This window comes from Nonomuraea sp. NPDC003214 (assembly GCF_053590035.1).
The window spans coordinates 287,381-304,588 of sequence record NZ_JBSFSX010000010.1; the positions used below are offsets into that span (position 1 = coordinate 287,381).

The 17,208-nt window shown below is 73.4% G+C and carries 15 protein-coding genes; 7 read left to right on the forward strand and 8 right to left on the reverse strand.

Annotated elements, in window-relative coordinates; genetic code table 11:
- Positions 1-12: 12 nt before the first annotated feature.
- From ACWDXC_RS31695 to ACWDXC_RS31705, 3 genes are all read left to right on the forward strand, one after another.
- Entirely contained in the window at positions 13-942 is a 930-nt protein-coding gene (locus ACWDXC_RS31695; RefSeq protein WP_219500326.1) for a TetR/AcrR family transcriptional regulator, read from the forward strand.
- Between the two features lie 80 nt (positions 943-1,022).
- The gene (locus tag ACWDXC_RS31700; protein WP_219500324.1) at positions 1,023-3,083 is read left to right on the forward strand and encodes an RNA degradosome polyphosphate kinase; all 2,061 of its coding nucleotides are present in this window, start codon (positions 1,023-1,025) and stop codon (positions 3,081-3,083) included.
- A complete protein-coding gene (locus ACWDXC_RS31705; RefSeq protein WP_449987817.1) occupies positions 3,073-3,906 on the forward strand; it encodes an NUDIX hydrolase in 834 nt (277 codons plus the stop codon). Before ACWDXC_RS31700 ends, ACWDXC_RS31705 begins: the two co-directional genes overlap by 11 nt.
- Here ACWDXC_RS31705 and ACWDXC_RS31710 read toward each other — a convergent pair.
- From ACWDXC_RS31710 to ACWDXC_RS31720, 3 genes are read right to left on the reverse strand one after another with little or no spacing between them, the layout of a single operon-like run.
- Positions 3,881-5,389 (reverse strand): CYTH and CHAD domain-containing protein, encoded by a 1,509-nt coding sequence (locus ACWDXC_RS31710; RefSeq protein ID WP_449987820.1) that lies wholly within the window; start codon positions 5,387-5,389, stop codon positions 3,881-3,883. The genes ACWDXC_RS31705 and ACWDXC_RS31710 overlap by 26 nt on opposite strands.
- A gap of 54 nt (positions 5,390-5,443) precedes the next feature.
- Positions 5,444-5,791, reverse strand: coding sequence for a VOC family protein (locus tag ACWDXC_RS31715; protein ID WP_449987823.1), 348 nt, complete (start codon positions 5,789-5,791; stop codon positions 5,444-5,446).
- A complete protein-coding gene (locus ACWDXC_RS31720) occupies positions 5,788-6,555 on the reverse strand; it encodes a trans-aconitate 2-methyltransferase (protein WP_449987826.1) in 768 nt (255 codons plus the stop codon). Before ACWDXC_RS31720 ends, ACWDXC_RS31715 begins: the two co-directional genes overlap by 4 nt.
- Before the next feature lie 55 nt (positions 6,556-6,610).
- Here ACWDXC_RS31720 and ACWDXC_RS31725 point away from each other — a divergent pair, with 55 nt between their 5' ends.
- Positions 6,611-7,111 (forward strand): MarR family winged helix-turn-helix transcriptional regulator, encoded by a 501-nt coding sequence (locus ACWDXC_RS31725; protein ID WP_219500316.1) that lies wholly within the window; start codon positions 6,611-6,613, stop codon positions 7,109-7,111.
- Between the two features lie 187 nt (positions 7,112-7,298).
- On the opposite strand, the gene ACWDXC_RS31730 is transcribed toward ACWDXC_RS31725, so the two are convergent.
- Both ACWDXC_RS31730 and ACWDXC_RS31735 read right to left on the reverse strand, forming a co-directional pair.
- A complete protein-coding gene (locus ACWDXC_RS31730; RefSeq protein WP_449987829.1) occupies positions 7,299-9,125 on the reverse strand; it encodes an ABC-F family ATP-binding cassette domain-containing protein in 1,827 nt (608 codons plus the stop codon).
- 714 nt (positions 9,126-9,839) lie between these two features.
- Positions 9,840-10,742, reverse strand: coding sequence for a 4-(cytidine 5'-diphospho)-2-C-methyl-D-erythritol kinase (locus ACWDXC_RS31735; protein ID WP_449987832.1), 903 nt, complete (start codon positions 10,740-10,742; stop codon positions 9,840-9,842).
- Positions 10,743-10,956: 214 nt separating this feature from the next.
- Here ACWDXC_RS31735 and ACWDXC_RS31740 point away from each other — a divergent pair, with 214 nt between their 5' ends.
- On the forward strand, positions 10,957-11,847 hold the full coding sequence (locus tag ACWDXC_RS31740; protein WP_449987834.1) for an arginase family protein: 891 nt from the start codon (positions 10,957-10,959) through the stop codon (positions 11,845-11,847).
- On the opposite strand, the gene ACWDXC_RS31745 is transcribed toward ACWDXC_RS31740, so the two are convergent.
- Together ACWDXC_RS31745 and rsmA are read right to left on the reverse strand one after the other, a co-directional pair.
- Complete coding sequence (locus tag ACWDXC_RS31745; protein ID WP_449987837.1) at positions 11,820-12,401, reverse strand: NlpC/P60 family protein; 582 nt, start codon at positions 12,399-12,401, stop codon at positions 11,820-11,822. The two genes, ACWDXC_RS31740 and ACWDXC_RS31745, sit on opposite strands and share 28 nt — an antisense overlap.
- A gap of 109 nt (positions 12,402-12,510) precedes the next feature.
- A complete protein-coding gene (gene rsmA / locus ACWDXC_RS31750; protein ID WP_449988048.1) occupies positions 12,511-13,350 on the reverse strand; it encodes a 16S rRNA (adenine(1518)-N(6)/adenine(1519)-N(6))-dimethyltransferase RsmA in 840 nt (279 codons plus the stop codon).
- Positions 13,351-13,440: 90 nt separating this feature from the next.
- On the opposite strand from rsmA, the gene ACWDXC_RS31755 reads away from it, so the two are divergent.
- Together ACWDXC_RS31755 and ACWDXC_RS31760 are read left to right on the forward strand one after the other, a co-directional pair.
- The gene (locus ACWDXC_RS31755; protein WP_449987840.1) at positions 13,441-15,039 is read left to right on the forward strand and encodes a protein kinase domain-containing protein; all 1,599 of its coding nucleotides are present in this window, start codon (positions 13,441-13,443) and stop codon (positions 15,037-15,039) included.
- Positions 15,036-16,217 (forward strand): hypothetical protein, encoded by a 1,182-nt coding sequence (locus ACWDXC_RS31760; protein ID WP_449987843.1) that lies wholly within the window; start codon positions 15,036-15,038, stop codon positions 16,215-16,217. Before ACWDXC_RS31755 ends, ACWDXC_RS31760 begins: the two co-directional genes overlap by 4 nt.
- On the opposite strand, the gene ACWDXC_RS31765 is transcribed toward ACWDXC_RS31760, so the two are convergent.
- The gene (locus ACWDXC_RS31765; protein WP_449987846.1) at positions 16,203-17,144 is read right to left on the reverse strand and encodes a ubiquitin-like domain-containing protein; all 942 of its coding nucleotides are present in this window, start codon (positions 17,142-17,144) and stop codon (positions 16,203-16,205) included. The genes ACWDXC_RS31760 and ACWDXC_RS31765 overlap by 15 nt on opposite strands.
- Between the last annotated feature and the right edge of the window lie 64 nt (positions 17,145-17,208).

Below are 17,208 nucleotides of genomic sequence, written 5' to 3' on the forward strand. Positions count from 1 at the left end.
TCTCGCAGGCGTATGACCGGAAGAGAACGAAGAGAGCAACTGATACTGATCAGTCGCACCCTGTTCGCTGAGAAGGGGTTCGACGGGACCTCCATCGAGGAGATCGCCGCGACCGCCCAGGTCTCCAAGCCGGTGGTCTACGAGCACTTCGGCGGCAAGGAGGGCGTCTACGCGGTGGTCGTCGACCGCGAGATGCAGAAACTCCTCGCCATGATCACCGAGGCGCTGTCGGCCACCCACTCGCTGGTCAAGCTGGAGCGGGCCGCGCTGGCCCTGCTCCGCTACATCGAGGAGAGCAGCGAGGGGTTCCGCATCCTGGTCCGCGACTCGCACGCCGCGTCGGGCACCGGCACGTTCGCCAGCCTGATCAGCGAGATCGCGAGCCAGGTGGAGGACGTCCTGGCCGACGAGTTCGTCGGCCGGGGCTACGACCCGAAGCTCGCCCCCATGTACGCCCAGATGCTGGTCGGCATGGTGGCGCTGACCGGCCAGTGGTGGCTGGACGTGCGCAAGCCCGGCCGCGAGGAGGTCGCGGCCCACCTGGTCAACCTGGCCTGGAACGGCCTGACCGGGCTCAACCCGCAGCCCACGATCACCCTGGCCACCCGGCCGCAGCCCGTCGCCGTGCCGCAGCCCGCCGTCCCGCAGCCCGCCGTCGCGCCGCGCACCAGCGACAAGGAGCTGCGCGAGCTGGAGAAGGCCCGCGAGCGGGAGCAGAAGGAGGCGGAGAAGATCCGCCAGCGCGAGTTGAAGGAGGCCGAGAAGGCCAGGGTGCGCGAGCTGAAGGAGCGCGAGCGCCTGCTCAAAGAGGCCGAGAAGGAGCGCGAGCGGCTCATGAAGGAAGCCGAGAAGGTCCGCGAGCGCGAGGACAAGCTGCGCCAGCGTGAGGCCCGGCTGGCCGAGCGGGCCGCCCGCCTGGGACAGGGCGAGCCGGGCGACTGAGAGCCGGGCGTCTCGCCAGGCGAATAAGTCGTTGCGGGGAAGTTAACGTTCTGTTCAACCGGACCGGGCATATTCCACGTATGTCCGCTGAACTGCTGCATTCCGGTAACGATCTACCCCTGCCACAGGAGAGGTTCCTCAATCGCGAGGAGAGCTGGCTGCAGTTCAACGAGCGCGTGCTGGAGCTGGCCGAGGACGCCTCACTGCCGCTGCTGGAACGGGTCCGGTTCCTGGCGATCTTCGCCAGCAACCTCGACGAGTTCTTCCGCGTCCGGGTGGCCGGGCTCAAGCGGCGCATGGCGACCGGCCTGCTGCTGCGCACCAAGAGCGGGCTCAAGCCGAGCGAGGAGCTGGCCAGGATCGCGACCGTCGCCGACGATCTGGCCCGGCGGCACGCGGCGGCCTTCCACCAGCGGATCCGCCCGCAGCTCGCGACCGAGGGCATCGAGATCGTCCGCTGGGACGACCTGGGCCGCGAGGAACGCACCGAGCTGCGCAAGCTCTTCCGTGAGCGGATCCGGCCGGTCCTGACGCCGCTGGCCGTCGACCCCGCCCACCCGTTTCCGTACATTTCAGGGTTGAGCCTGAATCTGGCTGTCGTGGTGCGCAACCCGGCCACCGACCACACCGTGTTCGCCCGGGTCAAGGTGCCCTCGCAGCTGCCCCGGTTCGTGACCGCGTCCAAGGACCGGTTCGTACCGCTGGAAGACGTCATCGCCGCGCACCTGGGCCAGCTCTTCAAGGGCATGGAGATCGTCCAGCACCACGTCTTCCGGGTCACCAGGAACGAGGACCTGGAGGTCGACGAGGACGTCACCGAGAACCTCATGCAGGCCCTGGAGAAGGAGCTGCGGCGGCGCAGGTTCGGGCCGCCGGTGCGGCTGGAGGTCGAGGACACCATCACCCAGGAGGTGCTCGACCTGCTCGTGGAGGAGCTGGAGCTGGCCCCGCACGAGATCTACCGGATCGCCGGGCCGCTCGACCTGACCGGGCTGCACGCGATCGCCGACCTGGACCGGGGCGAGCTCGGCTACCGGCCGTTCGTGCCCGCCGAGGCGATCAGCTCGGCCGACGACCTGTTCGCGGTGCTGCGCGAGCGCGACGTGCTGCTGCACCACCCGTACGACTCGTTCGCCACCAGCGTGCAGCGCTTCATCGAGGTGGCCTCCGCCGACCCGAGGGTGCTGGCGATCAAGCAGACCCTCTACCGGACCAGCGGCGACTCCCCCATCGTCGATGCGCTCATCGACGCCGCCGAGGCGGGCAAGCAGGTCGTGGTCGTGGTGGAGATCAAGGCCAGGTTCGACGAGCACGCCAACATCTCCTGGGCCCGCAAGCTGGAACGGGCCGGCTGCCACGTCGTCTACGGCGTCGTCGGGCTCAAGACGCACTGCAAGCTCGCGCTGGTCGTCCGCCAGGAGGCCTCCGGCGAGCTGCGCCGCTACTGCCACATCGGCACCGGCAACTACAACCCCAAGACCGCCCGGCAGTACGAGGACTTCGGCCTGCTCACCGCCGACCCGCTGGTCGGCGAGGACGTCACCGACCTGTTCATCCACCTGACCGGCTACTCCAACCACTCGGCCTACCGCCGGCTGCTGGTCGCGCCGCACTCGCTGCGCGGCGGGCTGCTGGCCAGGATCGAGCGGGAGATCGCCCACCAGCAGGCGGGCCGCCCGGCGCGGATCAGGATCAAGACGAACTCGCTGGTCGACGAGCCGATCATCGACGCGCTCTACCGCGCGTCACGGGCCGGTGTGCCGGTGGACCTGTGGGTGCGCGGCGTGTGCACGCTGCGGCCCGGCATCCCCGGCCTGTCGGAGACGATCCGCGTCCGCTCGGTGCTGGGGCGCTTCCTGGAGCACTCCCGGGTGTACGAGTTCGGCCTCGGCAGGCGGCCCGAGGTGTGGATCGGCAGCGCGGACCTGATGCGGCGCAACCTCGACCGCCGGGTGGAAGCCCTGGTCAAGGTCACCTCGCCGCAGCACAAGGCGTACCTGATCGAGCTGATGGACCAGGCGATGGCCGAGACCACGAGCACGTGGTGGCTCGGCTCCGACGGCGCGTGGGTGCGCCACCAGGGCGAGGACCTGCAGAGCCACCTGATCGGCACGCGCCGCTGGAGGACCATTGACGACTGACCCGATCCGGGCCGCCGGCGCCGTCGTGTGGCGCGGCGAGGAGGGCTCCCCCGAGGTGGCCGTCGTCCACCGGCCGCGCTACGACGACTGGACCTTTCCCAAGGGCAAGCTGGAGCCCGGCGAGCACGTGATCGCCGCCGCGCTGCGCGAGGTGCGCGAGGAGACCGGCCTGACCGTGACGCTCGGCCGCGCCCTGCCCCCGGTCCACTACCTGCTCGGCACGCGGCCCAAGCGGGTCGACTACTGGGCCGGGCGGGTGGCGGCCGAGGACCCGTTCACGCCCGGCGACGAGGTCGACGAGCTGCGCTGGCTGTCCCCGGAACGGGCGCGCGACCTGCTGACCTACGAGTGGGACGCGGGCCTGCTGCGCGCGCTGCCCGCCGCGCCGCTGGACACGGTCCCGCTCGTCCTGGTGCGGCACGGCTCGGCGGGCTCCCGCCAGGAGTGGCAGGGCGACGACGCCCTGCGCCCGCTCGACGCCGAGGGAAGGGCCCAGGCCGCGACGCTGGCCGCCGTCCTGCCCGCCTTCCGGCCCAGGACCGTGCTGAGCTCACCCAGCCTGCGCTGCGTCCAGACGCTGGAGCCGTACACCCGCGACATCACCCGCGACGCGCTGCTGGCCGAGGAGAGCCAGGACCCGCGCAAGACCCCGGCGCTGGTCGGCGAGCTGACCGGGCCCGCCGTCGTGTGCAGCCACGGCAAGGTGCTGCCCGAGCTGATCGCCGCGCTCGGCGGAACTGACCTGCACCTGCGCAAGGGCGCGTTCGCCGTGCTGCACCGGGTGGGCGGGCGGATTGTCAGCGTGGAGCACCACGAGACGTGAGCTTCGCCGCGGCCCGTGTCGTCTCCGCCCACACCCGGGGGAACTCCGCGTGCGCCCGCTCGGCCGCCGCCCGTTCGAGCCCGACCAGCAGCCCGTACGTGAACGTGTCCTCGCCGGCCTCCCTGGCCGCCTGCGCCTCACGGGCCAGCGTCTCCTGCGCGACCACCCCGTCCTGGTGCGCCCCCAGCACTTCCTGTACGTCCTCCGCCAGCTCGGCGAGCCTGGCCATCGGCTTGCCCAGCGGCCCCTGGAGCGCCTCGGCGGTGTAGCGGGCGCGCTTGGCGGCCTTGCGCACGTCGTGCATGGCCAGCTCGCGCGCCTGCGGGTCGGCGATCGCCCGCGCGGTCTCGTACGCCCCGGTCACCCGGGCCCAGCCCGCCTCCGCCACGTCCTGGAGGGTGCTCGCGGCGGGCTCGGCCGCCGCCTTCGTCAGCCGGGGCTCGGCCACCAGCCCGTCGAGCGCGTCCAGCAGCCGGTAGTAGCGCTCGCCGCTGAGCTCCTCGCGGATGCGCCCGTAGGCCTCCTGTTCGCGTTTGAGCAGGTCGTCACCGAGGCGGGCGCGGATGGGGCCGGTGACGAGCTCGGGCGCCAGCCGGTCCAGCTCGGCGGCGAACCTGGCCCTGGTCACCTCCAGGTCGCGGGCCTCGCCCAGCACCTCGCCGAGCCATCGCAGCTCCTCCTGCAGCTCGGCCGTACCCCGGACGATCGGCTTGAACGCCTTGAGCGCGCTGCGCAGCCTGCGGGCGGCCACGCGCATCTGGTGCACCGCGTCGTGCTCGGCCCTCCGTACCCGGGGATCCTGGGTGAGGAGGGCGGCCACGTGGCCCGCCAGGTAGCCGGCGACGGCGTGACCCGCGGTGCCCGGCTCCAGCTCGGCGCGCGGGACCGGTGGCGGGCCGAGAAGTTTGGCCAGCTTGCTGGCCGCCGCCGACGGCGCGGCGCCCGCCTTCGTCAGCCGCTTGCCCACCTTGGCCAGCAGCTTGGCGTCGCCCTCCAGCAGCTCGGCCTCGACCTCGCGCCAGCGGGTGACCGCATCGCCGCCGGTTTCGCCGTTCTTGCCGAACACCGTGCCTTTGACGCGGTCGTCGGCGATCTCCACGAGCTTCGTGTCGCCGTCGCGCAGGACCGTGATGCTGCGGCGCGTGTCGAGCTCGGCGACCACCTGGAGCTCGGCTCCCCGCGTGTAGGCGCGGACCAGCTCGGCCAGCTCGGCGGGGACGATCCTGGTGCTGCGGGTGAGCGGGTGGGTGATCTCCTGGCGCACGCCCTTGGCCTTGGGCAGCTTCAGATGCCAGCCGGGATCGGCGCCGCCGCGCCTGCGCCGGAGCGTGACGCCCCTGGACGCCAGCCGCAGATCGGGTGTGTCGTAATAAAGGGCGACGAGCCGGAAGGATTTGGGGCCGACGACCTCCGCCAGACCGGTCAGGTCCGGCACCTCGAAGCCGGGGGGAACGTCGAACTTGTCCTCGATCTCGATGCCCACGACACCTCGCAAGAGTCCGGTTCTCCGGACAATGATGTCACCCCGGGACGAACATCACACGGGCTGAAGCAGCTCGATCCTGTTGCCCACCGGGTCCGACACGTACACGCGCCGGTAGCCGGGGAACAGCTCGTCCGGCACCGCGTCGGGCAGCCTGGCCACCAGCGCGTCCAGGTCCGACACCAGGAACGCCGGATGCGCCTTGCGGGCCGGCCTGAAGTCCTCCTCGATGCCGAGGTGCACCTCCACGCCGTCGCCCCGGAACCAGGCGCCGCCCCGCCTGGCCAGCTCCGGCGGCTTGGGCACCTCCGTGAGCCCGAGCACGCCCGTGTAGAACGCCCGCAGCTCGGGCTCGCTGCCCGCCGGCGCGGCGAGCTGGACATGGTGCAGCGCTGTGATCATTTCTGGGCCACCACGAAGATCCGGCGGAACGGGAACGGGGTGCCGTACTCCCTCGCGGGATAGGCGTCGGCGAGCAGCCCGGCCAGCTCGGCGGTGAACCGCTCGGCCTCGTCCGGGCGCAGCCGGTCGAGGACCGGGCGCAGCGCGGTGCCGGACACCCAGTCGAGCACCGGCCTCTCGCCCTGGAGGATGTGCACGTACGTGGTCTCCCAGGCGTCCACCCGGCAGCCGCTCAGCAGGTCCGCGTAGTCCACCGGCGTGCCGACCGGGTCGCCCCTGTCGAGGTCGCCGAGCCGGTCCGACCATTCCCGCGACGCGCACAGCTCGCGGATGGCCGCGTGGCTGGGGGCGCGATGGTTGCCGGGGACCTGGAAGGCCAGCCAGCCGCCTGGGCTCAGCGCCTCGACCCAGCGTTCGATCAGGTCGCGGTGCTCGGGGACCCACTGGAGGACGGCGTTGCTGACCAGCACGTCCACGGGGCGGTCGGGGTGCCAGGTGGTCACGTCGGCGACGGCGAACCTCGGCGTGGCGCCGTCGATCGAGCGGGCTCTGGTGATCATGTTCGGGGAGGAGTCGAAGCCGTCCACCGTCGCCTCCGGCCAGCGGCGGGCCAGCTCCGTGGTCAGTTCGCCGGTGCCGCAGCCCGCGTCCACGACATAATCGGGGCTGTCGGCCCGCACCCGGGCGAGGAGCTCAAAGAACGGCCGCGACCGCTCGTCGGCGTACCTGTCGTACGTGGCCGGGTCCCACATATCTCTTGACATGAAGATAATTGGTATCGAGATATGTATCTCGATGTCAAGACAGTACACTCATGCCATGACGCACGATGCGCAGGACGAGGTCGACAGGCTCGTCGCGGCGTGGCGGGCCGAACGCCCCGACCTCGACGTCGAACCGCTCCAGGTGCTCTCGCGGGTGTCCAGGCTGGCCAAGCACCTCGATCGGGCCCGGCGGGCCGCCTTCGGCGAACACGACCTCGAACCCTGGGAGTTCGACGTGCTCACCGCCCTCCGGCGCGCCGGCAAGCCGTACGAGCTCAGCCCCGGCGCCCTCCTGCGCGCCACCCTCGTCACCTCCGGCACCATGACCAACCGCATCGACCGCCTCGCCCAGGCCGGCCTCGTCCGCCGCCGCCCCGACCCCGAGGACCGGCGCGGCGTCCTCGTCTCCCTCACCGACACCGGGCTCGCCCGCGTCGACGCCGCCTTCTCCGACCTGCTGCGGCGCGAGCACGAGCTCCTGTCCTCCCTCGCCCCGGACGACCAGCGAACCCTCGCCGCCCTCCTCCGCACCCTCCTCGCGCCCTTCGACAGCTGACCGCCGGCTGAGCTCCACGCCCCTCCCCCACATGGGGGCGACCGCATACGGGCCCGCACAGGCCACCCGGCACGGATGCCCAGGGGGCAGCCGCCACCCGCGCGCCCGAAAGGCCCTGTCGCACCCCCGGTCACGCTTGATGCCCGAGGGCCCCGTACGGCGTTCACCCGGGGCGGGGTCGGCGGTGTCAGTCGCCCAGGCGGTCGGCGAGCTCCAGCCACTCCGCCTCGACGGTCTCCTTCTGCGCGTGCAGGTCACGGAGCTGGGCGTCGAGGGAGCCGAGCTTGGCGTAGTCGCTGGCCGCGTCGGCCATCGCGGCATGCAGCTTGGCCTCCTGGCCGCTGAGCTTGTCGAGCTGCCGTTCGAGCCGGTTGAGCTCCTTGCGCAGCTCGCGTTCCTCCTTGGCCGAGAGGCCGGCGACCTCGCCGGTGGGAGGCGCGGGCTGGGCCGCCGAGTTGGCCGACTGAGCGGCGGGCTGCCCGGCCGGGGTGCCGGCGACGCGAGCCGTCACGGCGGTGCCGGCGGCGCGGCGTTCGAGGTAGTCGTCCACCCCGCCCGGCAGGAACGACAGCCGGCCGTCGCCGAGCAGCGCCACGCACCGGTCGGTGACCCGCTCCAGGAAGTAGCGGTCGTGCGTGACCAGGATCAGCGTGCCGGGCCAGGCGTCGAGCAGGTCCTCCAGCTCGTTCAGCGTCTCGATGTCGAGGTCGTTGGTCGGCTCGTCGAGCAGCAGCACGTTCGGGTCGTCCATGAGCAGGCGCAGCAACTGCAACCGCCTGCGCTCGCCACCGGACAGGTCGCCGACGACCTTCCACTGCGCCTCGCCCTTGAACCCGAGGCGTTCGAGCAGCTGGGAGGCCGTCCACTCCTTCTTGCCGACCTGGATGTACTTGCGCACCGACTCGACCGTCTCCAGGACCCGCCGCGTGGGGTCGAGCTCGGCGAGCTCCTGCGACAGGTGCGCGAGGCGTACGGTCTTGCCGCGCACGACCCGGCCCGAGTCGGGCTTGATCGTGTCGGCGAGCAGGCGCAGCACCGACGACTTGCCGGACCCGTTGACGCCGATCAGGCCGATGCGGTCGCCGGGGCCGAACTGCCAGGTGCAGTCATCGAGCACCAGCGGGCCCGCGCCGGGACCACCGGCGTGCAGCGTGACGTCTTCGAGGTCGTACACGGTCTTGCCCAGGCGCGCGGCGGCGAAGCGCATCAGCTCGACGGTCTCGCGCGGCGGCGGCTCGTTCGCGATCAGCGCCTGCGCGGCCTCGATCCGGAACTTCGGCTTGGACGTACGCGCGGGCGGGCCACGACGCAGCCAGGCGATCTCCTTGCGCATGAGGTTCTGGCGGCGCTCCTCGGCGGCCTGGGCGATGCGCGCCCGCTCGGCCTTGGCCAGCACGTACGCGGCATATCCGCCCTCGTAGCGCTCCACCCGGCCGTCGACGACCTCCCACGTACGGGTGGACACCGCGTCGAGGAACCAGCGGTCGTGCGTGACCACCACCAGCGCGCCCTTCCGGCCCGCCAGATGGGCGGCCAGCCAGGCGATCGCCTCGATGTCGAGGTGGTTGGTGGGCTCGTCCAGCATGATCAGGTCGTGCTCGCCGATCAGCAGCCGGGCCAGCGCCGTACGCCTGCGCTCGCCGCCCGACAGGTCGCCCGCCTTGGCGTCGAGGTCGAGGTCGCCGATCAGGTTGCCGAGGATCTCGCGGACCCGCTGGTCGCCCGCCCACTCGTGCTCGGCCAGCTCGCCCAGCACGGTCTCGCGCACGCTGTGTGACGGGTCGAGCAGGTCCTGCTGCGACAGGAAGCCGACGCGCAGGCCCCGCGTGTGCGTCACGCGCCCGCTGTCGGGCCGGACGTCTCCGGCGATCACGCTCAGCAGCGTGGTCTTGCCACCGCCGTTGCGGCCCACGACACCGATGCGCTCACCCATCTCGACCCCGAGGGAGACGTCGCTGAGCAGCGGCTTGGGCCCGTAGGCGTGGGAGACTGACTCGAGATTGACCAGGTTCATCGTTCTCCAAGCGTATCGGCTCACGGAGAGCACGAAACTCCCCCCAGTGGGCTTAGGACCCGCCGCATCCGCCTTCAGCCCCGCACATACGCCCGCCCCAACGTGAACGCCCCCGCCCCGGGCCCGCCGAACCGCAACACCAGACACCCCCGCGCGCCCATTCCCCCGCACACCCGTACGCCCGGAGGCCCGGAGGCCCGGAGGCCCGGAGGCCCGGAGGCCCGGAGGCCCGCGCGAGTACACCCCACGCCCGCACACCCATGCACCCGTACGCCCACACGCCCGTGCAGTCGTACGCACGCACACTCGCACGCCCGTACGCCGTCGGGTGATCGCCCCGCCGGTCCCCACGTGCAGCCAGAACGGGCAGGCCGAGCGGGGAGGCCGAGCGGACAAGCCAGCCGCGCGGCCCCAACGCGCCGCCCGAGCGGGCGGGCCCCAACATGCGGCCTGAACGGGCAGGCCAAGTGGGTGGGCCAGCCGCGCGGCCCCAACGCGCCGCCCGAGCGGGCGGGCCCCAACATGCGGCCTGAACGGGCAGGCCAAGTGGGTGGGCCAGCCGGGCGGCCCCAACGCGCCGCCCGAGCGGGCGGGCCCCAACGTGCGACCGGAACGGGCAGGCCGAGCGGGCAGGCCAGCCGCGCGGCCCCAACGCGCGGCCCGAGCGGGCGGCCTCAACGCGCGGGCCGGGCGGGCTGGGGTGTTGGCTGGGGGTTAGAGGAGGGTGGCGCCGGGGGCGGGGCCGGAGGTGGGGATGGCCGTGTAGGTGCCTTGGGTCTGGGCTAGGGCTTGGGCCAGGCGGGTTGCGTGGGCGGCGTCGGCGGCGAGGAAGGCGCAGGTGGGGCCGGAGCCGGAGACCAGGGCGGCCAGGGCGCCGGCGGCGCGGCCCGCGGCCAGGGTGGTGGCCAGGGAGGGGCGCAGCGCCAGGGCGGCGGGCTGGAGGTCGTTGGCGAGGTGGAGGGCGAGGCCGTGCGGGTCGCCGGCGCGCAGCGCCTCCATGAGGTCGGGGTCGACCTCCGGCCAGGGGATCTTCGACGACGTGGCGGCGCGGAGGCGGTCGCACTCGGCGTAGACCGTGGGGGTCGACAGGCCGCCGTCGGCGATCGCGAACGTCCAGTGGAAGGCGCCGCGGGTGGTGAGCGGGGCGAGGCGTTCGCCCCGGCCGGTGCCGACGGCGGTGCCGCCCATGAGGGCGAACGGCACGTCGCTGCCCAGGTCGGCGCCGATCTCCATGAGGTCTTCGCGCGGCAGGCCGAGGCCCCACAGCTCGTTGCAGGCCAGCAGCGCCCCGGCCGCGTCGGCGCTACCGCCCGCCATGCCGCCCGCCACCGGGATGGCCTTGCGGATGACGAGGTCGACGCCGTAGGTGCGGCCCGCGTGCTTGGCGAGGGCGCGGGCGGCGCGGACGGCGAGGTTGCTGTCGTCGACCGGGACCCGGTCGGCCCATTCGCCGGTCACCGAGACGCCGATGGTCTCCGACTCGCTGGCCACCACGTCGTCGAAGATCGAGACGGCGTGGAAGACGTTGACGAGGTCGTGGTAGCCGTCATCCCGGAGCGGGCCGACGGAAAGCTGCACGTTGACCTTGGCGGGCACCCGTACGGTCACCGAACTCATGGATTCTGCTGCCACTTTCACTGCCGACGGGGCGAGGACACTCGATGGTAGCGGGACCGGGGGCGTGGGAAGGCGCCGTCCGGGATTCGGGGGCTGTGGAAGGGCGTCCGCGCAGGTCGAGGGTGCGGGCCGCCCGCGCGGGCGGGGGGTGTGGCGGCGGGCGCTGGGCGGGATGATGGGGCGGTTCGCGATGTTTGTGGGAGGGGTGGGGGTCATGGGTGAAGTGACCGTTGTCGAGGTGCCGCAGTGGCGGGGGTCCGGGGCGCCGACGGCGGAACGGCTGCGTGAGGGGGCGCGGTTGCTGGCCGGGATGGTCCCGGCCGGCACGCGGGTGCGGGTGGACGTGGTGGACGACGATCTGGCCGTGACCGCCGGGCGGGTGCGGGCGGCCCTCGCCACGGCGGACGGGTCCGGGCTGGTGGTGGTCGTGGGGGGCGATTGCGGGGTGGAGCTGGCGCCGGTCGAGGCGGCGCTGCGGGAGTACGGCGAGCGGCTGGTGGTGGTGTGGTTCGACGCGCACGGCGACCTGAACACTCCTGAGTCGTCGCCGTCGGGGGCGTATCACGGGATGGTGCTGCGGGCGCTCACCGGGGAGGGGCCGGTGGGGCTCGTGGCGGCGCCACCGCTGGACCCGGGGCGGATCGTGCTCGCGGGGGTGCGGGATCTGGACACCGGGGAGGTGGAGTTCGTCCGGGCGGCGGGCGTGGGGCACGTGCGGCGGGCCGACGTGGGTGCGCTGCTCGACGCCGTCGAGGCGGCCGGCCGGGCGGACGGCGGGGCGGGCGGCGGGGATGGCGTCGGGGCGGGTGTCGGAGGGGACGGGGCGGCGGGCAAGGTGGTGTACGTGCATGTGGACCTCGATGTGCTGGATCCGGGGGTGTTCGGGAGCGTCGGGGCGCCGGTGCCCGGCGGGTTGCTGCCCGAGGAGCTGCTGGGCATGGTGCGGGCGCTCGCGGAGCGGCACCCGGTGGCGGGGCTGGGGATCACCGAGTACGAGCCCGCGCGGGAGGAGGACCGGGAGCTGCTGGCGCCCCTGGTGAAGGCGCTGGTCGAGACCTGCGCTGGGCGGGAGGCGGGTCAGCCCGGGCGGACGGCGCCCCGGTAGGTGGCGCGGAAGTAGGGGTTGTCGAGGAAGCGGGTCGTCCTGACCACGTCGCCGGTCTTCGGGGCGTGCACCATGACGCCGCCGCGTACGTAGAGGCCCACGTGGGTGGGGTCGCCGGAGCCGCCGCCGAAGAAGACCAGGTCACCCTCGCGCAGGGCCGTCAGCGGGACGCGGCGGCCCTGGCGGAACTGGGCGCCCGTGTAGTGGCCGAGCCGGACGCCCGCGCGGGCCCAGGAGTACAGGGTCAGGCCGCTGCAGTCGAAGCCCACCGTGGACGCGCCTCTGCCGATGCCCCGGGTGGGGCCGGACGGGGAGCCGCCGCCCCAGGAGAAGGGGGTGCCGAGCCGGGCCAGGGCGGCGGCCGCGGCGACGGCGCCCTTGGTGGTGGGGGCGCCGGGTTTCAGGCGGATGACCGCGCAGGCGACGGCGGCGGAGGCGGACGCGGGGCACGGGTCTCCCGGCGCGGACGCCGCCGCTGGGGACATGGGGAGGGCGAGCGCGGTGGTGAGGGCAGCCGCGAACACAGCGGCGGGGATGGTCTGGTGGACGGTCATGGTCGGCCTCCTGTCGTTGAAACGGGAGGCCCCAGGATCGTCCGGTGAACCCGGGCCTCATCGACCCGAACCAGGTTCTGTGGACAACCCGGCGCACGACGCCTAGAGGCTAAGGGCGGTTCTCGGCGATCCGGGCGAACGCCTCGACGTCGAGCTGTTCGCCCCGGGCCGAGGGGTCCACGCCTGCCGCGCGCAGCGCCGCCTCCGCCTGCGGCGGGCTGCCCGCCCAGCCGGCCAGGGCCGCGCGGAGCGTCTTGCGGCGCTGGGCGAAGGCCGCGTCGATCACCGCGAACACCTCTTCCCGCGACGCCGTGGTGGACGGCGGTTCGCGGCGGGTGAGGGAGACCAGGCCGGAATCCACGTTCGGCACCGGCCAGAACACCGAGCGCCCCACCGGCCCGGCCCGCCGCACGTCGGCGTACCAGGCCGCCTTGACCGACGGCACCCCGTACACCTTGGAGCCCGGCGCGGCGGCGAGCCGGTCGGCGACCTCCAGTTGCACCATGACCAGCCCCTTGCGCAGCGAGGGCAGCACCTCCAGCAGGTGGAGCACCACCGGGACTGCCACGTTGTAGGGCAGGTTGGCGACCAGCGCGGTCGGGGCGTGTCCGGCGAGGTCGGCTTCGGTGATCTTCATGGCGTCGGCGCCCACGACGGTGAGCTTGTCCGAGAGGTCGCGTTCGGCGACGGTGAGCGGAAGCTGCCCGGCCAGGACCGGGTCGATCTCGACGGCCACCACGTGACGGGCCTCGGGCAGCAGCGCGAGCGTGAGGGAGCCGAGGCCGGGACCCACCTCGATGACCACGTCGTCGGCCGTCACCTCTGCCACGCGGACGATCCGCCGGACGGTCCCCGCGTCGATCACGAAGTTCTGGCCTAGCTTTTTGGTGGGCCGCAGATCTAGCTTGTTCGCCAAAATACGTATTTCTGCGGGGCCCAGCAGCCTCATCATCCATACAGTCTCCCGCATCGAAGAACCTGCGGTGGCGAACGGGGGCCGGTGAGGGGAGGATGGGTGGAACAGGAAGGGACGTCCCTCATGGAGCCAACGGGCGCCGCCCCGCTTCGCCCCACGGATCTGCGGGAGATCGGACCGTACCGGCTGCTCGGGCGGCTCGGCGAAGGCGGCATGGGGACCGTGTTCCTCGCCCGGGCGCCGACGGGGCGGTTCGTGGCCGTCAAGGTGGTCAAGGCCGAGTTCGCCAACCAGGAGGGGTTCGCGGCCCGGTTCCACGCGGAGGTCGACAACGCCCGGCGCGTCGCGTCGTTCTGCACGGCCCAGGTGCTGGACAACGGCGACACCGGCGACGGCAGGCCGTACATGGTGACCGAGTACATCGCCGGCACCCCGCTCTCCGACCAGATCGCCACGTACGGGGCCCTGGACCCCGGGCCGCTGCACGGCGTGGCGCTGGGCGTGGCGGCGGCGCTGGCCGCGATCCACGTCGCCGAGCTGGTGCACCGCGACCTCAAGCCGGCGAACGTCATCCTGTCGCTGTCGGGGCCCCGGGTGATCGACTTCGGCATCGCGCGGGCGCTCGACCGGGAGACCGGGTTCACGCTCTCCGGTGAGCTGCTGGGCAGCCCGGGGTGGTGGGCGCCGGAGCAGGTGCGCGGGCAGAGTGTGACCCCGGCGGCGGACATCTTCGCGTGGGGGTGCCTGGTGGCGTACGCGGGCAACGGGCGGCATCCGTTCGGGCGGGGCGACCCGATCACGCTCGCCACCCGGGTCCTGCACCTGCAGCCGGACCTGGGGGTGCTGCCCGCGCCGCTGGACGAGCTGGTACGGCGCGCGACCGACATGGAGCCCGCGCGGCGGCCCACGGCGCAGGAGCTGGTGCTCGCCCTGGTCGGAGGGGCCGCGCCGACGTCGGCGAACCCGCCCACGCTGGTCGCGACCGAGGTGCTGAGCGACTGGCGGGCGCCGCAGAACGTGGTGGACGAACCAGACATCACGGCCACCTTCACGACGCCCCCGCCCGGCGACACGACCGCCGTACGCCCCGCCCCGCCCGGCGACACGACCGCCGTGCGCCCCGCCGCGCCCGACCCGCAGAAGAAGGAAGCCGCCCACCACACGCTGCCTCCTCCCGACAGCGCCACCGACCCCGGTCACCAGCGGCCTCGCGGCACGCGGTGGCTGATCGCCGGCGCGGCCGCCCTGCTGGCCATCGCCGTCACCGGCGCGGTGCTGATCGCGACCTCCGGCCGCGACGGGGGCGGCCCGGGGGCGAGCGCGTCGCCGGTGGCCGCCGGGCAGCCCGCCGGGGACGTGGGCCGCCGGTTCACGCTGGGCGCGGGGTTCGACGACCCGATGCTGATCGTGCCGAGCGCGCCCGAGTGCGGCCTCAAGGAGTACGACGGCCGGACGCAGACGCAGGGCCAGCTCTGTGTGCTGCGCTGGACCGTGCTGAACCCCGGCGGCACGTCACGCGAGCTCGGCGACCCGGCCGTGACGCTCCGCGACGACCAGGGCGGCAGCCACGGCCCCCTGGAGGGCGGGCCGCGGGTGGCGGCGCTCGGGCCGGGTGACCGGATCGACGGCGTGTTCGTGTTCGACCTGCCGCTCTACCGCAAGCCGGTGGCGCTGTCGGCGACGATGCTCAAGGACGGCGACCAGATCGAGGTCAGGCTGTGAAGATCCTGCTGGTTCTCTTGCTGGCGCTGAGCCCGCTGTCCGTCCAGACGGTCGGGTCGGCGTGCGGCGGGACCGCCGACTTCGACGGCGACGGGGTGGACGACGTGGCGGTGGGCGACCCGTTCGCGGACGATCGGCGCGGCGCCGCATACGTGATCTCGGGCGACAAGGTCGTCCCGGTCGAGGTGCCGGGGCTGGCGGAGGGCGACGGGTTCGGCTGGTCGGTGGCGCTGGCCAAGGTCGACGGCGACGCCTGCGCCGACCTGGTCGTGGGCGCTCCCTACACGGATGTGGCGGGCACGGCCGACGCGGGCGCCGCGTACGTGATTCACGGCGGCGGGGCGGCGGAGCCGCAGCGGCTGGTGGCGCCGGGGCCGCAGCGCGGCGCGCGGCTCGGCTGGTCGCTGGCGGCCCGGGACGACCTGGTGGCGATCGGCGCGCCGTACGAGGACGACGGGACGCTCGCCGACGCGGGCGCCGTCTACGTCCGCAAGGGCGCCGGGGCACTGCGCCGGATCAGCCAGCAGTCGGTGGACGTGCGGGGCAACAGCGAGGTGGGTGACCAGTTCGGCTGGTCGCTGGCGATGGGGCCGGGCAACGGCCTGGTGGTCGGCGTGCCGTACGAGAACGACGACGGCGCGGGCCGGCAGGTGGCCGAGGGCAAGGTCGACTCGGGCTCGGTGGTGGTCGTCGCGGACGCGCTGGCGGCGCGGCTGTCCACGGTCAAGCTCGACTCCCCCACCGACGCCTCGGGTGACCGCTACGGCTACGCGGTGGCGTGGGTGGCGGGCGCCGGGCCGGCCGTGGGGGTTCCGGGGGCGGGGTACGTGCAGCTCTACGACGAGAAGCTGGCCCCGAAGGTCCAGGTGCGGCAGGGCGGCGGGGAGGCGTTCGGGTTCGCGCTGGCCGCCTCGGACGACGGCAGGCTGGCGATCGGCGCCCCGTACGGCGGCGAGGTGCGCGTGGTCGACGCCGCCGACGGCGCCGACGACCGGCGGTTCGCGCCGGCCGGCGGGCTGACCGGCTGGGCGCTGGCCTTCAGCGGCAACAAGCTGTACGCGGGCCGGCCGGACGCGGCCCCGTACGGCTCGGTGTCGGTCGCCGCGCGCAACGCCGACGGCCTGCGCGCGGTCCAGCCTCGGAAGGGGGCGGACTTCGGCGTCTCACTGGCCGGTTGAGGCGCTGGCCGACGAGACGGCAGGCGTGCCGAACAGGTGTGCCCCGCAGTTCGGCCACTGGCCCTCCCACTTGCCGGCGACCTTCTGGTAGAGCAGTTGCGCCCGGTACGTCTGCTCCTCGGCGGGCCAGGCGTGCGGCATGCCGGTGCCGCCGACGAGCTGCCACATCGGCAGGCTGAACTGGTAGAGCCCGTAGTAGGGCCCGTGCAGGTTGACGGCCTTGGGGTTGCCGCGTGACTCGCAGTGGGCCAGCGCCGCCCAGTTGAGCCGCATGACCTCCAGCCCGACGGGCACGGTGCGCGGCGGCAGCACGGTGATCACGGTGCCTTCCGCCGGGAACGTGTGCGCGGCAGGCCGCACCTGCTGGCCCGGCTGGAGCGGGATCCCGCTCTGCCGGAGCGCTTCGCGCACGGTCCTCGCGGTGGTGCGGGTCCGGCGGGTGCTGCCGTTGGCGAACACGTACACGGTGCGCTTGGTGTAGACGGTCAGCGACATGCCGGTCAGCGGCACGTGGCGGTGGCGCGGCGCCGACAGGCGGCCGGCCGGGATGTCGAGTTCGGCCAGCGCGCCGCGCACGGTGGTGGCGGTGACGACCCGCCGCGTGGTGCGGCCGTCGACCGTCAGCGTGATCGGCCGAGCGCGCCGGATCTCGATGCGGGCGCCGTCGATGACCTGCGCATGGGCGGCGGGACGTACGACGTCGTCCCTGCCGAGCTTGACTCCCTGGTCGCCGAGCAGTTCGAGGACCGAGGAGGCGAAGCTCCGCACGGCCCTCGGCTCGCCGTCGACCACCAGCACCACGTCCTTGGCCAGGCTGCCGATGACCGCGATGGCGGTCACGGTCACCACGCCCGCCAGGCACACCACAGGCGTCCACGGCGAGCGCCAGGGGATCTTGGGACGCGGGGCACGCCGCTTTCCTCGCACGGGCGACCTCCGGTTGAGCTTCAGGCGCCCGACGGTAGTGACGGCGGAACCTCCGCCGCCGCGG